Consider the following 15,145-nt stretch of genomic DNA (forward strand, 5'->3'; position numbering starts at 1 on the left):
GCGGCGTTCACCGTTCACCGCCGGTCCCCACGCCGATCTGGGCCACGCTCGCCTCCGCGGCGTAGACGTTACGCCCGCCGAAAAGTCGAAGGCCCGAGGGCTGCCACCCTCGGGCCTTCTGGAGCTCCGCGTTGCCGGAGTCCCCCACCTTCATCACAAGCCGGGCTCCAGGTCCAGAAAGCGGCGTCATGGAGCCCGTTGCCTTCGTCCGCCTACCGCCTCGCCCACTGCGCCCGCTGCCGCGTCCAGCTTCGCCTCTGCCGTCGCTGCGATCGCGGCCAGCGCCTCTGCCCCGACTGCCGCCCGCTCCAGCGTCGTGAGTCGCTCCGCCGCGCCGGCGCGGCCTACCAGACGCAGCTTCGCGCTCGCCGCCTCCATGCCGCTCGCCAGGCCCGGTATCGGGACCGGCAGCGGGACAAGTTCTCCGCGCAGAAAGTGACGCATCACAGGGTGACACAAGCCGCGGCCGCGTCGATGTCCCAGCTCGCGCCGGAGATCACCCCCGGCCGAAAGGACAACAATGACGATTGGATCCGAGATGTCGGCCGCTGCTCGCTCTGCGGAGCGCGGCTTCCGCCCTGGGCCCTGCGCGAGCGGCGCGCTCGGTCAGCTGTTCACCGACGCGCTCCCCGCGTCCCACGAAGCCCTCCGCGGTGACGGGAGGCGGCGGTGATCGCGAAAGAGAAGGAGGCCGAGGTGCTGCGCCTCTACCACGGTGAGAAGTGGCCCGTGGGCACCATTGCCGCTCAGCTCGGGCTGCACCACACCACCGTTCAGCGCGTGCTCGGGCAAGCGGGCGTCGACCCGAAGGTCGTCGCGCCGCGCCCGTCGATGGTCGACCCGTTCGTGCCCTTCATCGTCGAGCAGCTCGGCAAGTATCCCTCGCTGCGCTCGAGTCGCCTCTTCGGCATGCTCAAGGAGCGCGGCTATCCGGGCGGTCCCGATCATCTGCGCCGAGTGATCGGTCGTCTCCGCCCCAAGAAGCCGGCAGAGGCATTCCAGCGGCTGCGCACGCTGCCCGGCGAGCAAGCGCAGGTCGACTGGGCGCACTTCGGCAAGCTGGCTGTCGGCCGGGCGCTGCGCCCGCTCTGGGCGTTCGTCATGGTGCTCAGCTACTCGCGGCGGATCTTCCTGCGCTTCTTCCCCAGCGCAGCGATGCCCTTCTTCGTTCGCGGGCACGTCGAGGCGTTCGCCGACATCGACGGCGTCCCGCGCGTGCTGCTCTACGACAACCTCAAGAGCGCTGTCGTGGAGCGTCACGGCGACGCGATCCGGTTCCACCCCATGCTCCTGGCTCTGTCGGCGCACTACCGCTTCGAGCCGCGCCCCGTCGCCGTCGCTCGCGGCAACGAGAAGGGCCGCGTCGAGCGCGCCATCCGCTACGTCCGCGAGGCATTCTTCGAGGCCCGGACCTATACCGATCTCGACGACCTCAACCGACAAGCGACCGAGTGGACCAGCTCCGCAGCGCTCGATCGCTCCTGGGTCGAGGACCGCGCCCGCACCGTGCGGCAGGCCTTCGACGACGAGAGCCGTGTGCTGCTCGGGCACCCCGACACGCCGTTTCCAGCCCATGAGCGCGTCGAGGTCGAGATCGGAAAGACCCCCTACGCGCGTTTCGATCTCAACGACTATTCTGTTCCCCACGACCGGACGAGCCGCACGCTCGTCGTCCTCGCCGACCTCGAACAGGTGCGCATCGCTGACGGCAACGAGATCGTCGCGACCCATGTCCGCTCGTGGGACCGCGGCCAGCAGATCGAGCAACCCGAGCACATCCAGCGCCTGGTCGACGAGAAGCGCCGCGCCCGCGAGCATCGCGGCCTCGATCGCCTCGCCCGCGCCGCCCGCAGCAGCCAGGCATTCCTGCGCATCCTCGCCGAGCGCGGAGACAACGTCGGCAGCGCCATCGCCCGGCTTCTGCACCTGCTCGACGCCGTCGGCGCCGCCGAGCTCGAAGAGGCGCTCGTCGAGGTGCTCGAGCGCGACACCATTCACGTCGGCGCCGTGCGCCAGGTGATCGACCGCCGGCGCTCCGAGCGCCACCTGCCGCCTCCAGTCTCGATCCCCGTCACGCGCGGCCAGCACGCCGCCCTCGTCGTCACGCCGCATTCGCTCGCCACCTACGACGCCCTGAAGAAGGACCCGACGCCATGACCGATCTAACGCCCACCGAGACCAAGGCCCGCCTGAAAAGCCTCGGCCTGTTTGGTCTGCTGGCCTGCTGGGAGGAGCTCGCCGAAAAGCCCTGGCTTCGCGAGGTGCTCGCCATTGAGGAGCGCGAGCGCCAAAAACGCAGCCTCGATCGCCGCCTCAAAAACTCCCGCGTAGCCGCCTTCAAGCCCATGGCGGACTTCGACTGGTCCTGGCCCAAGAAAATCGACCGCGAGGCCGTCGACGACCTCTTCGCTCCCGGCTTCCTCGCCACCGGCCACAACGCCGTGCTCGTCGGCCCCAACGGCGTCGGCAAGACCATGATCCTCAAGAACGTCGCCCACCAGGCCGTCGTCCGCGGTCACACGGTCCGCTTCTCGACCGCGAGCGACATGCTTGCCGACCTCGCCGCGCAGGAGTCCTCGGCCGCGCTCGCGCGCCGGCTGCACCGCTACACGGTTCCAGCCCTTCTTTGCATCGATGAAGTCGGCTATCTCTCCTACGATGGCCGCTACGCCGACCTGCTATTCGAGGTCGTCACCCGTCGCTACGACGCGCAGAAGCCGATCCTGCTCAGTACGAACAAGGCCTTCTCCGACTGGGGCCAGGTCTTTCCGCACGCCGCCTGCGTCGTTACGCTCGTCGACCGGCTCGTGCACCGGGCCGAGGTGATCGAGATCGAGGCCGAGAGCTACCGGCTCAAGGAAGCCAAGGAGCTGAGTGCCATCCGCACCAAGCAGCGCCGCACCAAAAAGCACTGAGCGGCCTCTTCACCGGTGAACTTCACCGGCGTCGGGTGCGGGTTTCACCGGCACCGGGCGCGGATTTCACCGGTGAACTTCACCGAATCTCCGCGGATTGCCGCGATCATCAACATGCTCCCGGTGCTCGCGCTGCCGTCGAGGAGCGCGGGGCAAAGTTCTGGATTTTGCCGCCTTATTCGCCTGACCTGTCGCCGGTGGAAGGCTGCGGCAGCAAAGTCAAGGAGCTCACCCGCGCCGCCGCCCCGCGCTCGGTTCCGCAGGTATACCGAGCCATGGGCCGAGCCATCGGTCTGGTAACTGATCGCGACGCCAAAGGTTGGTTTCAGCACGCCGGCTACATCCGTCCACCGCGTCGCCCACCTCCCTCGCGTGCCGGCGCAACCCGGAGGATGGCGCCGCCCGGCGAGCGCTCTCGCGCTCCGCCAGCGGGGATGCCCTGCAGCATAGGGAATCAGTGAGCCCGAGCAGCAGCTTTTGTACCAGACCCAGCTGAAAACCGCTCTAGAGGACCGATCAGGTTGATTTTGCGGTAATTCTATGCGCTTCGATGGAAGGCTCGACCGTCTCGCCGGGCCATGATCTCGTCCGCGGCCGGAGGTGCACGGATGGAACGATGGTCGCCGCCGGTGGAGCTGTCGCGGCAGGAGCAGTCGCTGATGAAGCGGCTGACACGCGTGAGAGCACTGTTCGGCTTTCTCAGGTTGCACCGGCACGAGCTGTTCGATGAGACGTTCCAGGAGCAGCTGGAGGGCATGTACCGGACGACGGGGGCAGGCGAGCCGCCGCATCCGCCGGCGCTGATGTGCATGGTCACGCTGCTCCAAGGCTACGTAGGCGCATCGGATGCCGAGGCGGTGGAGCTGTCCGTGGTCGACCTGCGCTGGCAGATGGTGCTCGGCTGCCTGGGTGCGGCTACGCCCCCGTTCTCGCAGGGCGCGCTGCAAGCATTCCGAGAGCGGATGCTCGCGCACGAGATGGACCGAGTGCTGCTGGAGCGGACCGTGGCGCTCGTTCGGTCCGGCGCTATGACGGAGGGCGAGAGGCGTGCGGTGTCCAAAGCGCTGCGCGTGGCCATTGATAGCCGCCCTTTAGCGGGGGCCGGGCGGGTTGAGGACACGATCAACCTGCTCGGCCATGCTGCACGCAGCATCGTACGCGTCGTGTCGAAGATCATGGATCGACCGCCCGAGGAGATATGCCGCAAGGCTCGCATCCCCCTGCTCCTGGCGCCCAGCATCAAGGCCGGGCTCGACCTCGACTGGAGCGACCCGAAACAGAAGGTGCTGGCCATCCAGATGCTGGAGCGGCAGGTGTCCTCGCTACAGCAGTGGGTGGACCGTCACCTCGACGACGTCGTCGAGCAACCCCTTCGTCCCTACCTCGATGCCATCACACAGGTTCGGGGCCAGGACCTGGAAACAGCCGAAGACGGGACCGTTCGCATCCGGCAAGGCGTCGCGCCTGACCGCCGCGTCTCCATTGAGGATGCCGAGATGCGCCACGGCAGAAAGAGCCGCTCGAAACGGTTTGACGGCTACAAGGAACATATCGCACGAGACCTTGACCTTCCCGTCATTGTCGCCTGCGCGGTCACGCCCGCGAATCGGCCCGAAGAAGAGGGAGCCGTGCCGATCGCCAAAGACATCCAGCATCAGCGGCTGCGCATCGCCGAACTCCACATTGATCGCGCCTACGTGAATAGTCCCGTCGTTGGCGACGTGATCCACGCGAAGGGTAAGGTGTTCTCGAAGCCTTGGGGCCAGCGGGCTCGCAGTCCCGACTTGTTCAGCAAGCGCGACTTCAACATCGACCTGCGCACCAAGACGATCACGTGCCCGGCGGGACAGGTCGAAGCGTTCGAGCCCGGCGACACGGTCGAGTTCGATCCTGAGGAGTGTGGCGCATGCCCCCTCCGAACCAGATGCACCCAAGCCGCCTCGGGACGAGGGCGGACCGTGTCCATCGCCGAAGACGAAGCGCTGCAGAGCAAGTTCCGGGAGCTACAGCAGACCGCACCAGGACGCGCCGTGCTCAGGCAGCGCACCGCTGTGGAGCATGCGCTCGCCCACATCGCGGCGCGGAAAGGACACAGCGCGCGCTACATGGGCGCCAGGAGAAACCTGTTCGACCTCCGGCGCGCCGCAGCGATCCAGAATCTCGAGGCTGCCCAGCGGCTGGTCCAGGAGGCTGCGTAAACTATTGGAATCAGACAATTTTCAATATGTTCGCTGCTCTAGGATGCACGAGATCGTGCTCAAGCTCGGCGAGGTGCGCGAGCGGCGCCGGAGATCGACCGGAGCCCAGCTTCGGCGCGATGCCCGTTCCGTCCCGTGGGCCGGGCGGATCGACCGATGTGTGATCCTTTCCTCGTCGGCTCCTTGTCCGTCGAGAAGGCGGCGCTCCCCATCACATCGTTTCGACCGATTTGAGCATCTCCGGAATGAAGTGGAGTCTCGGCCGGAGCAGCCTGTCGCGACGCCCGAGCTGACGGACCTGGAGCATGGCGCCGGTCGCGGAGCTGTTCGAGGCATCCAGAAGATCGTCGGTGAACGTGTAACTGTAATTCTCTTGCTTGGTCGGTGTCTTGTCCTCCGCAGCGGCCTCGGGGATCGAGACGCCGAGAAACAGCAGCGCGGCTGTGAGTGAAATAAGCGATCGCGACTTCATCATGCCTCCTCGCCTTGTTCGGACACGAGCGAGGTCCGCAGATTGGGACCCTTTTTGCCGAGCGCGATGTCGCGCCGCGGAGCTCGCCGGGGCGGCCGCGTCCAGAGCGCGCGGAGCTCCCCGCCCGGGTGCCCACCCGAGTGGGCAGCCCCAGGTGGACGATGCACCCCTGCGTTCCGCGCCGACAGGCGCGCTCGATGTCGTCGCGGAGGGTTTCCTGGACGGACCACCCGATCGGGTGACAACGCAGGTGACATCGCTCTCCTTCCGCGTAGAATCGGGCCCGATGCTCACCTGCAGTCGAAGGAGCACGACGGGCGGCCTCCTCGTTGCGGTCGTCGCGGCGCTGGCCGTTGTCGTCCCCGCCGGAGCGGCGGGCGCGAGCGAGGAGACGCCGGCAAAGGTGGCGAACGGCATCGCCGTCGGCGCCCAGCTGGAGGCGCTCGCGGACGTCAAGGTCGCGCGCGCCGAGGTCGCCCGGGGCTCCAGGGTGAGCGTGGCCAGGCTGATCGAGCGCCAGGGCCAGCTCACCGCCGTCGACGTCGAGCTCGCCGACGGCCACGTCGCGCGCGTGGCGATGGCGACGGTACGCACGTCGTTCCGCGTCCTCTCCGAGTAGCCGTCATTCTTCGAGTCGCTCGAGTCGCTCGAGTCGCTCGCGTCGCCCGAGCCGCCGGCTTCTTCACCCCCGCGCGCGATCGCGGCTAGGGTGCCGCCATGCGGAACCCCGCCAAGGTGCGCGTCGCCGTCCTCTTCGGCGGCCGCTCGGCCGAGCACGAGATCTCCCTCCTGTCCGCCCGCTTCGTCGTCGAGGCGCTCGACCGCGACCGCTTCGAGCCGGTGCTCATCGGCATCGACAAGTCCGGCCGCTGGCTGCTCCAGGAAGAGGCGCTGCTCCTCGGCGCGGCGCGCGACCCCCGCCTCGCCCGGCTGAACGAGGCGATGCCGGAGATCGCCCTCGACGCCCACCCCGGGCCCGCCGGCGAGGCCACGCTGGCCGTGCCGGGCGGCGCGCGCTCCCCCATCGACGTCGTCTTCCCCGTCCTGCACGGGCCCACCGGGGAGGACGGCTGCGTCCAGGGCCTCCTCGAGCTCGCCGGCGTCCCGTACGTCGGCTCCGGCGTGCTCGGCTCCGCCGTGGGGATGGACAAGGACGTGATGAAGCGCCTGCTCCGCGAGGCCGAGATCCCGATCGTCCCCCACGTCACTCTCCGCCGGGCCGCCTGGGACCGCGATCGCGGCGCGTGCATCGACCAGATCGCCGCCCTCTCCGCCGCCGGCGCCGCCGGCTTCGGGCCGATCTTCGTCAAGCCCGCGAATCTCGGGTCGTCCGTCGGGGTCCGGCGCGTCAAGGCGCGCTCCGAGATCGAGGCGGCCGTCGAGCACGCCTTCGAGTTCGATCTGAAGATCGTCTGCGAGCAGGGCATCGAGGGCGTGCGCGAGATCGAGTGCTCCGTGCTCGGCGACGACGACCCCATCGCCTCCGTGCCCGGCGAGATCGTGGTCGGGCACGCCGACGGCTTCTACTCCTACGCCGCGAAGTACATCGACGCCGACGGCGCCACGATCCGGATCCCGGCCGACCTCTCCCCGGCCGAGGCGAACGCCGTGCAGCTGGTCGCGGTCCGCACGTTCCGCGCGCTGGAGGCGTCGGGGATGGCCCGCGTCGACCTGTTCCTCTCGCCCGATCGCGCGCTCTACGTGAACGAGATCAACACCATCCCCGGCTTCACGGCGATCTCGATGTACCCGAAGCTCTGGGAGGCGAGCGGCATCCCCGCGCGCGAGTTGATCGAGCGCCTCATCGGGCTCGCGCTCGAGCGCGGCGCGCGCAAGGCCCGCCTCAGGACGAGCGCCTAGAGCGACAAACGGGTTGAAACCGCCAGAAGAGAGCAGAATTCGAACCGCCAAGGCGCCAAGGACGCCAAAAAATCACAAAAATCTTGGCGTCTTATGGCGCCTTGGCGGTTCGCTTCTCGCTCGATCGACGTGATCGGTGTTCTAGCGCCGCGCGGCGCGCGTCAGCCCGCGTCGAGCCGCACGCCGGGGGCGCCGAGCGCGGGGCGCCGCACGAGGCGCGGGCCGAGCGCCTCGAGGATGCGCGCGTGGCGCTCGGCGGGCGCCCACACGAGGATGTGCCCGCCGCCGCCTGCGCCGCACACCCGGAGGACCTCGACCCCGAGGCCGTCGAGCCGCCGCTCCAGCGAGAGCGCGAGCGCGCTCGCCGCACGCGAGAGGCGCACCTTCGCGGCCGCGCCCCGGCGCATGCCCGAGAGCACCAGCGAGAGCGAGCCGATCTCGAAGCCGCGCGCGACCTCGCCGGCCGCCGCCACGAGCTCGCCCTTCGCGTCGCACGCCGAGCCGGCGTCCATCCGATCCAGCACCTCGCCCGACACGCGCCGCACCTCCGTGTCCACGAGCAGCAACCCCGCCGAGAGCGCGGGCACGAGGTCCGGGCAGCCGATCGCGAGCGGCCGCACCCCCGAGCAGCCGCCGGCGTCGAAGGCGAGATCGAGCAGCCCCCCGAACGCCGCGAACACCTGATCCTGCGCGCCGCACGCGTTGCACAGGCGCTCGCGCTCGATCGCGACCGCCTCGCGCGCCAGATCCTCCGGCGCCACGGCCTCCCCGAGCGAGGCGCGCAGCGCGAACAGCGCCGCCACCGCCACCGACGCGCTGCCGCCCAGGCCGGCCCCGGGCGACGTCTCGCTCTCCACCCGCAGGGCGACCCCGTCGCCCACGCCCGCCGCGGAGAGCGTCGCCTCGATCAGGCGGAACGCGAGATCGTCGCGCGGAGGATCCGCGCGGCGCCGCAGGAGGACGCGCGCCCCGCCGGCGCCGCCGGCGCCCTCGGTCGGGCGCAGCTCCGCCGGTGCCTCGCCGCGCGCGGCGAGCTCGAGCCGCACCCAGCCTCGATCGAACGGCTCGACGATCACGCGCGCGCGCAGATCGATCGCGGCGCCCACGACGCGCCCGCCGTCCTGTCGGGCGACGCCGGGCAGGTCGCTGCCACCCCCGGCGAAGGAGACGCGCATCGGCGCGCTCGAGGCCACGCGCCACAGCGGGCTTCGCAGCGTTCGCGGCGCGGAGAGGGAGCCGGCGCAGGGGATGCTCATGCTGTCCTTCGGCGCGAGCGCGACCCGCCGGGACGCGAGCCCGCCCCAGGGACCGAGGCGGAGCGCCCCGCGGCGGCACCCGGTGCAGGGAGCAGGCCATCGATGGAGCGCCCGGCGTGCACGCTCCCGCGCGGTCACGCTCGGTTCCGCTCGGTTCCGCTCGGTTCCGCTCAGTTCCGCTCAGTTCCGCTCAGTTCCGCTCAGTTCCGCTCAGTTCAGGTCCTTGCTCGCGGGCTCGCTCCTCGGCGAGGGCTGCGCGCGGGCCGCGTCGAGGATCCGGTCGATCACCCTGAGCCCGGCCGCGAACATGTCCCGCTCAGCGCGCTCGCCGCCGGCGTGCACCTCGGCCGCCTTCTCCCGGAGGGCGAGCGCGTCGCGGCGGACGACCGGCAGGCGGGCCGCGCCCGCCGCCTCGGCGATGCACCCGGCGAGATCGTAGATGAGGAACGCGTCCTCCTCGCTGATCCGGGCCTCCGCACGGCGCCCCTCGGCGCGGGCGCGCGCCGGGGACCCACCCGCGCGATCTCCCCGGGCGTGCGGCGCGACCTCCCGATCGTCGTCGTCCCCGATCGAGCCCGAGGAGACGCGGTCGAGCAGGCTGGTCAGCTCGACCCGGTAGGCGGCGAGGACCAGCGCACAGAGCGCCCCGCGATCGCGCAGCGAGAAGAGGATCAGCTCGAGGAGCCGGTCGGACCGGGTCGCGCAGTTTTGCATCGCTGCCTTGTACGGCGTCCGCCCACGTGACCTCAATCCAGAACGCCACCGCCCGCGGCGGATCCGCCCTCGGACGCGGGGCACGTTACGCACCGAGGCGCTCGCGCGGCGCGCGCCGGCCCGTCGAGGCGCGCGCCGAGGCGCGAGCCGCCCCGTCGAGGCGCGCGCCGGCCCGTGAAAACGCGCCGAAACGCGGATAGCGTGGGGGGCCCCACGCGGCGGTTGCGGAGCTGTGCCGGATCGGTCAATAGGTCCGACCCTCCTGCGTCAACGGGCCGCGACGGATGTCTGGCGTGCTGACGCTCCGGCTCAGCCTGTCACCTCATCCACCCTCGCATCGGCATCCCCGTGACCGCGAATCGTTCTACGAGCCCCACGCCCACCCGAGAGCAGTCCACCGCGCCGTCCTCGGCCACCATCACGACGCCCGCCCGGCCCGCGCCGCCCGCGCCACCCGAGCTTGCGAACGGCGCGCCCGGCGCCGGGCTGAGCGAGCACGGCGCGGCGATCGTGCGCGAGGAGGAGGCGCTGCTCGCCCGCGTCACAGCGCACCTCGCCGCCGCCGCGACCAAGCCGTCGCGCCCGCCGCCCGCCGAGAACTACGAGGAGCAGCTCCTCTCGCTGCGCGATCAGATCGCGGCGGCGCGGCTGGAGGACGTGCCGGCGCTTGTGCAGCAGATGGAGCGCCTGCAAGGGATCGCCGCGCGGCGGAACGAGAACGTCGTCGAGCCCGTCGATCCGAAGTCGCCCTACTTCGGCCACCTGCGCCTCCGGGAGAAGGGCCGCCCCGAGCGCGACGTCCTCATCGGGCGCACGACGCTCGTCGACGCGAGCGCGGGCGTGCGGATCGTCGACTGGCGCCACGCCCCGGTCAGCCAGATCTACTACCGCTACGAGGAGGGCGCGGAGTACGAGGAGACCTTCGGCGAGCGCGACGTCGAGGGCACCGTGCTCGTGCGGCGCACCGTGACCATCGACGACGGCGAGCTCTACCGCATCTCGGCGCCGCAGGGGACGATCGTGCGCGGGCCCTCGGGCGGCTTCCGAGAGATCGCGACGCGGGCGACCGAGCTCTCCGGCGGGCAGGGCAGCGCGGTGCGCCCCGAGGACATGCGCGACATCGCGCGCGCGGCGGCGGGCGGCGCGCGCGGCGGGCTCGGGACGGGGGCGGCGTTCCACGCCCGCGAGGACCGGCACCTCCCGGAGATCGCGGCGCTCCTCGATCCGCGGCAGTTCGAGCTCATCTCGAAGCCGGACGGCGGCATCGTGGTCATCCAGGGCGGCGCCGGCAGCGGCAAGACGACGATCGGCGTCCACCGGCTCGCCTTCCTCTCCTACAACGGAGGCCGCCGCTTCACCGCCGACAAGATGCTCGTCATCGTCGGCAGCCCCGCGCTCCGCGCGTACATCAGCGAGGCGCTCCCCGCGCTCGGCCTGGGCGGCATCGCGGTCGAGACGTTCTCCGAGTGGGCGCGCGCGGCCCGGAAGCGCGCGTTCCCGTGGCTCGAGGCGCCGGTCGAGGAGAACACGCCCTCGGTCGTGACCCGCTACAAGACCCACCCGGCCATGCTCCACCTCCTCGAGCAGCGCGCGGCGGAGCTCAAGGACGACGCGCGGGCGCGGCGCGACTCGCGCGGCACCCTCGCGTTCTGGGCGGACGTGCTCACCGATCTCGACCGGGTGATGGCCGCCTTCGAGGCGGCGGGCGACCCCGAGTTCGGCCCGGAGCAGGTGAAGCGCGCGTGGCGCTGGTGCGCGGACCGCTGCCCCGCCGTGCTCGACCTCGACCCCGGCGACCGCGCCGAGCGCAAGGCGGCGATGGCCGACGAGCCCGCGGACGACGACGACGACCGGGGCGGGGACGGGCGCGAGGTCTCGAGCGACGACCGCGCGGTGCTCGACCCCGAGGACGACGCGCTCCTCCTGCGGGCGTACCAGCTGCTCCGGGGCGAGCTCCGCAAGGGGAAGAACGTGCTCGTCTACGAGCACCTCTTCGTGGACGAGGCGCAGGATCTCGCGCCGATCGACCTCGCGGTGCTGCTCGGCGTCGTGGCCGAGCCGCGCAGCGTGACGCTGGCGGGCGACACGGCGCAGCGGCTCTTCATGGACTCCGGCTTCCGCGACTGGCGGGCGACGCTCGACGACCTCGGCCTGTCGCGGGTCGACGTCGAGCCGCTGCGCATCGCGTACCGCTCGACGCGCGAGGTGCTCGCGTTCGCCCGCGCGGTGCTGGGCCCGCTGGCCGATCCGACGCCGCCCCTCGCCCCGCGCAGCGGTGCGCCGGTCGAGCACCATCATTTCCCGAGCGCCGGCGCGGCCGTCGCGTTCCTGGCCGACGCGATCCGCCCGCTGTTCGCGCGCGAGCCCCGCGCGACGCTGGCGATCCTGGCGCGCCACCCCGAGCAGGCGGACGTCTACTACGACGCCCTCAGGATGGCGGAGATCCCGAACCTCCGGCGCGTGCGCGCCTACGAGTTCGCGTTCCGCCCCGGCGTCGAGGTGACCGAGGTCCGCCAGGTGAAGGGCCTCGAGTACGACTACGTGGTGCTGGTCGACGTGAACGCGTCGACCTATTCGGCGGACGACGAGTCGCGGCACCTGCTCCACATCGGGGCGACGCGCGCGGCGCACCAGCTCTGGGTGATCTCGACGGCGGCGCCGTCGCCGCTCGTGCCGGACTGGCTGGGCTGATGGGCAGGGGGACGAAGGGACCGCTCGAGCGCAGCCGAGCTGCGCCGCCGCTCTCGGAAGGCATCGGCAAGGCACCGGCAACGCACCGGCAAGGGGAGTGGACACAATCGACACCGGGCCGTGAGAGAATCCTTGACCGGAGCGAGGCCGTGAGTAGATTCCCTCTCGCGCGGTGGAGCAGCCTGGTAGCTCGTCGGGCTCATAACCCGAAGGTCGTGGGTTCAAATCCCGCCCGCGCAACCACGACCCAAGTAGCAAAGTAGCAAGAGGACGCGAGGATTGGCCGGAAAGGCCACCTCGCGTTTTTCGTTTTCAGGGTCTGTCCGCCGACGCCGAGCGTGAGACCGGAGAGGCGGTCTGAGCGATCCCGCCGTCCGGCCCCTTCAGGCGAGCGCCGCTCGCCGCGCGCCGCGCGCTTTGCCTGCTCGCTTCGTGTGTGCCTCTCGGGAGAGGTCCTGGTCGCCCCGGCGGCCTCGCGCGCCCTGGGTCCCGGTCTTCTTCCCATCGGAGCGCGGCGGCACGGAGCGGCTCGAGCGCAAGGGCGATAAGGCGCTCACCCCTTCTGGAACATCGAGCGTCGATGGCGCGAACTCCATCGCTCTCTGCGGCTCCGGCGCGCCGCCGCTCCGATGCCCTGTCCGTCGGCGGTGTCGCCCGGAAAGTGCGCAGCGCTACGGGGCCGGTACAGGCGCGGTTCGCCAGCGCCACATCCGCGGCCTCGGTCCGCTCGTCGCGCAGCCGCGCCCCCCGGCGAAGCCGCCGCGATCCGAGCGCGTTCGTCGTGCGTTCGTTGCGCCTTGGTCGGGCGCTGGTCTGGCGTTGGTGGCGCGTTCGTGGACATGGCGCGCGCTTCCACGGGCGCCTCGCGCCGGCGGCGCGGCCCTCTCGCCGCGCCGTAGGCAGGCGCCGGCCCCGTGATGTAGGATGCCGATAGAGGCGGCTCCTGTGCTCTGAACACGCGCGCCGCGGCGCGCACCTCACCGGCGCATTCCCGGTAACCTCCAGCGGACAACCACGATGGCCAAACCGAACGATCCCTTCGCACCCTCGACCAACACGCGCGGCGCCGCGACGCCGGGGGATGCTGCCAAGCCGCAACGCAGCGCCAGCGCGCCCGCGCCCGCGGCGCGTGTGTTGCCCTCCGCGGGGCCTGCCACCCAGCGAGGGCCGGGGGCCTACGGCGCGCCCGAGTTCCTCAACAAGGCGCGCAGCGCGCAGCCGCCGGAGCTCCTGAGCCAGCGCACCATCGAGCTCGTGCAGTGGTCCTGGGCGAAGGTGATGCCCATCTCGGACGCCGCGGCGGCGCTGTTCTATGAGCGGCTGTTCACGCTCGAGCCGTCGGTGCGGCCGCTGTTCAAGAACGATATCGCCGAGCAGAAGAAGAAGCTCATGCAGACGCTCTCCGTGGCCGTCGATGGGCTGAACAACCTGCCCAAGCTCGTGCCGGTGCTCCAGGGCCTCGGCGTCCGGCACCAGGGCTATATGGTCGTCGATCGGCATTACGACGTGGTGGGCGAGGCGCTGCTCTGGACGCTGCGCGAGGGGCTCGGCGACTCCTTCTCGGCCGACGTCGAGTCCGCGTGGAAAGAGGTCTACGGCGTGGTCTCGGACGTCATGAAGAAGGCCGCCGCGGCCCACGCGGCCGTGGGCGGCGCGCAGGCGCACCCCTCGCCGGCGCCGCCCGGGAGGGAGCCCCCGCGGATCGGCTCCTCCCAACCGGCGCAGCGCGTGGCGCCAGCGGAGCCGGCGGTGCAGATGCCGAAGTCGGTGCCGCCGCCCTCGTCGACCAAGGCCTCGCGGACGCTCGTCGGGGTCGTGCCGCCCTGGCAGGGCGACCCGCCGCCGCCCGCGCCCGCGCCCGCCGGGGCGCCCGCGGGCGCGCCGATCAGCCTGCGCACCATCGAGCTCGTGCAGCGATCGTGGGCGAAGGTGATGCCCATCTCGGACGCCGCGGCCGCGCTCTTCTACGACCGCCTCTTCGAGCTCGATCCGTCGGTGCGGTCGATGTTCAAGAACGACATGGGCGAGCAGAAGAAGAAGCTCATGCAGACGCTCGCCGTGGCCGTCGACGGGCTGAACAACCTGGGCAGGCTCGTGCCGGTGCTCCAGGCGCTCGGCGTGCGGCACCACGGCTACATGGTCGTCGATCGGCATTACGACGTGGTGGGCGAGGCGCTGCTCTGGACGCTGCGCGAAGGGCTGGGCGACGGCTTCACGCGCGACGTCGAGTCGGCATGGACCGAGGTCTACGGCGTGATCGCGGACGTCATGAAGAAGGCGGCCGCAGATCACGTCGCGAGCGGGGGCGGTCGCAAGGCCGACGCCGCGCCCGCGCGGGAGCGGGCGCCCGCGCAGCGGCCGCCCCTCTCGGAGCAGCGCGCGCCGGCGCCGTCGAGCGTCACGGAGGTGATGCCGGCGAAGCGGCGCCCGGGCCCGCTCGACGAGGACGCCGACACGCTGCACTACCAGACCAACCCTGCCCATGAGGCCATGATGACCAGCGGTATCCACCACGAAGACTCCCGGGCGGCGGCGCGCCCGGCGCCTGCAGCGCCCCCTGCCGTCGCGAGCGCGAGCCCGCAGGGGCTCGTCATCCCGTGGGCGGGCCAGGACATGGTCGTCAACGTCCACGTCAAGCTGGACGGTCCGCTGGTGACGGTCCCGGTCGCCTCGCCCGGGATGGCGTCGCCGGCCGCGGCGCCCGTCGTGCTGGAGCCGACCGGCCCGAGCGGCCTCGCCGCGGGGCTCGCGATCGCCCTGCTCTCGATCGCCGCCTCGATGGCCACGGCCATCCTGATGACGGTGGGCGGCGCCGACAAGGCTGCGGCCGGCGCGGGCGCCGCGGCCGGCGCGGGCGCCGTGCCCAACATCGCGTCCCTCGCGACCTACGCCGTGCCGATCATCGTCACGGTCCTCGTCCTCTCCGCGTTCACGATGGGACACATCCTGGGGCGGGGTCGGGCGCGGAGCGACGCGGGGCCCGGCGCGGGGCAGCTGTGAGCTCCTCCTGCGGGTCGTGAGCGGGTCGTGGACTGGAAG

The 15,145-nt window shown here is 71.4% G+C and carries 12 protein-coding genes and 1 tRNA gene; 9 read left to right on the forward strand and 4 right to left on the reverse strand.

The features are described 5' to 3' along the window. Positions 1-7: 7 nt before the first annotated feature. Positions 8-154, reverse strand: a complete 147-nt coding sequence (locus WMF22_RS03125; protein ID WP_438032198.1) for a hypothetical protein — start codon at positions 152-154, stop codon at positions 8-10. A 515-nt stretch (positions 155-669) separates the two neighbouring features. Between WMF22_RS03125 and istA the strand changes: the two genes are divergently transcribed. The 4 genes from istA (at position 670) to WMF22_RS03145 (ending at position 5,113) form a co-directional block, all read left to right on the forward strand. Further along, entirely contained in the window at positions 670-2,157 is a 1,488-nt protein-coding gene (gene istA, locus WMF22_RS03130) for an IS21 family transposase (protein ID WP_438032199.1), read from the forward strand. Beyond that, complete coding sequence (locus tag WMF22_RS03135; RefSeq protein ID WP_438032200.1) at positions 2,154-2,915, forward strand: ATP-binding protein; 762 nt, start codon at positions 2,154-2,156, stop codon at positions 2,913-2,915. The genes istA and WMF22_RS03135 overlap by 4 nt, the downstream gene beginning before the upstream one ends. A gap of 35 nt (positions 2,916-2,950) precedes the next feature. Then, positions 2,951-3,376: a transposase gene (locus WMF22_RS03140; RefSeq protein WP_438034796.1), complete on the forward strand. Its 426-nt coding sequence runs from the start codon at positions 2,951-2,953 to the stop codon at positions 3,374-3,376. 147 nt (positions 3,377-3,523) lie between these two features. Beyond that, positions 3,524-5,113 carry an IS1182 family transposase gene (locus tag WMF22_RS03145; protein ID WP_438031578.1) on the forward strand — a complete coding sequence of 530 codons (1,590 nt, stop codon included), beginning with the start codon at positions 3,524-3,526 and terminating at the stop codon, positions 5,111-5,113. 211 nt (positions 5,114-5,324) lie between these two features. On the opposite strand, the gene WMF22_RS03150 is transcribed toward WMF22_RS03145, so the two are convergent. Further along, a complete protein-coding gene (locus tag WMF22_RS03150) occupies positions 5,325-5,588 on the reverse strand; it encodes a hypothetical protein (protein ID WP_438034797.1) in 264 nt (87 codons plus the stop codon). A gap of 283 nt (positions 5,589-5,871) precedes the next feature. Between WMF22_RS03150 and WMF22_RS03155 the strand changes: the two genes are divergently transcribed. Together WMF22_RS03155 and WMF22_RS03160 are read left to right on the forward strand one after the other, a co-directional pair. Next, positions 5,872-6,204: a hypothetical protein gene (locus WMF22_RS03155; RefSeq protein WP_437297648.1), complete on the forward strand. Its 333-nt coding sequence runs from the start codon at positions 5,872-5,874 to the stop codon at positions 6,202-6,204. A gap of 98 nt (positions 6,205-6,302) precedes the next feature. Further along, the gene (locus WMF22_RS03160; protein WP_438034798.1) at positions 6,303-7,445 is read left to right on the forward strand and encodes a D-alanine--D-alanine ligase family protein; all 1,143 of its coding nucleotides are present in this window, start codon (positions 6,303-6,305) and stop codon (positions 7,443-7,445) included. A 161-nt stretch (positions 7,446-7,606) separates the two neighbouring features. On the opposite strand, the gene WMF22_RS03165 is transcribed toward WMF22_RS03160, so the two are convergent. Both WMF22_RS03165 and WMF22_RS03170 read right to left on the reverse strand, forming a co-directional pair. Next, on the reverse strand, positions 7,607-8,701 hold the full coding sequence (locus tag WMF22_RS03165; RefSeq protein WP_437297650.1) for a GHMP family kinase ATP-binding protein: 1,095 nt from the start codon (positions 8,699-8,701) through the stop codon (positions 7,607-7,609). 210 nt (positions 8,702-8,911) lie between these two features. Beyond that, on the reverse strand, positions 8,912-9,415 hold the full coding sequence (locus WMF22_RS03170; protein ID WP_437297651.1) for a hypothetical protein: 504 nt from the start codon (positions 9,413-9,415) through the stop codon (positions 8,912-8,914). A 348-nt stretch (positions 9,416-9,763) separates the two neighbouring features. Here WMF22_RS03170 and WMF22_RS03175 point away from each other — a divergent pair, with 348 nt between their 5' ends. The 3 genes from WMF22_RS03175 (at position 9,764) to WMF22_RS03185 (ending at position 15,106) form a co-directional block, all read left to right on the forward strand. Beyond that, on the forward strand, positions 9,764-12,106 hold the full coding sequence (locus tag WMF22_RS03175; RefSeq protein WP_438034799.1) for an ATP-binding domain-containing protein: 2,343 nt from the start codon (positions 9,764-9,766) through the stop codon (positions 12,104-12,106). A gap of 166 nt (positions 12,107-12,272) precedes the next feature. Further along, a tRNA-Met gene (locus WMF22_RS03180) sits at positions 12,273-12,349 on the forward strand. A gap of 774 nt (positions 12,350-13,123) precedes the next feature. Continuing rightward, positions 13,124-15,106: a globin family protein gene (locus tag WMF22_RS03185; protein ID WP_437297653.1), complete on the forward strand. Its 1,983-nt coding sequence runs from the start codon at positions 13,124-13,126 to the stop codon at positions 15,104-15,106. Positions 15,107-15,145 lie beyond the last annotated feature (39 nt).

Source organism: Sorangium sp. So ce204 (assembly GCF_051526795.1).
Lineage (GTDB): Bacteria > Myxococcota_A > Polyangia > Polyangiales > Polyangiaceae > Sorangium > Sorangium cellulosum_B.

Excerpts from the sequence above, each read along its gene's own strand:
- WMF22_RS03135 (WP_438032200.1), top strand. The coding sequence starts at position 2,154 with ATGACCGATCTAACGCCCACCGAGACCAAGGCCCGCCTGAAAAGCCTC.
- WMF22_RS03125 (WP_438032198.1), bottom strand. The coding sequence starts at position 154 with ATGAAGGTGGGGGACTCCGGCAACGCGGAGCTCCAGAAGGCCCGAGGG.
- WMF22_RS03150 (WP_438034797.1), bottom strand. The coding sequence starts at position 5,588 with ATGATGAAGTCGCGATCGCTTATTTCACTCACAGCCGCGCTGCTGTTT.
- WMF22_RS03185 (WP_437297653.1), top strand. The coding sequence starts at position 13,124 with ATGGCCAAACCGAACGATCCCTTCGCACCCTCGACCAACACGCGCGGC.
- WMF22_RS03170 (WP_437297651.1), bottom strand. The coding sequence starts at position 9,415 with ATGCAAAACTGCGCGACCCGGTCCGACCGGCTCCTCGAGCTGATCCTC.
- WMF22_RS03155 (WP_437297648.1), top strand. The coding sequence starts at position 5,872 with ATGCTCACCTGCAGTCGAAGGAGCACGACGGGCGGCCTCCTCGTTGCG.
- WMF22_RS03165 (WP_437297650.1), bottom strand. The coding sequence starts at position 8,701 with ATGAGCATCCCCTGCGCCGGCTCCCTCTCCGCGCCGCGAACGCTGCGA.
- WMF22_RS03160 (WP_438034798.1), top strand. The coding sequence starts at position 6,303 with ATGCGGAACCCCGCCAAGGTGCGCGTCGCCGTCCTCTTCGGCGGCCGC.
- WMF22_RS03145 (WP_438031578.1), top strand. The coding sequence starts at position 3,524 with ATGGAACGATGGTCGCCGCCGGTGGAGCTGTCGCGGCAGGAGCAGTCG.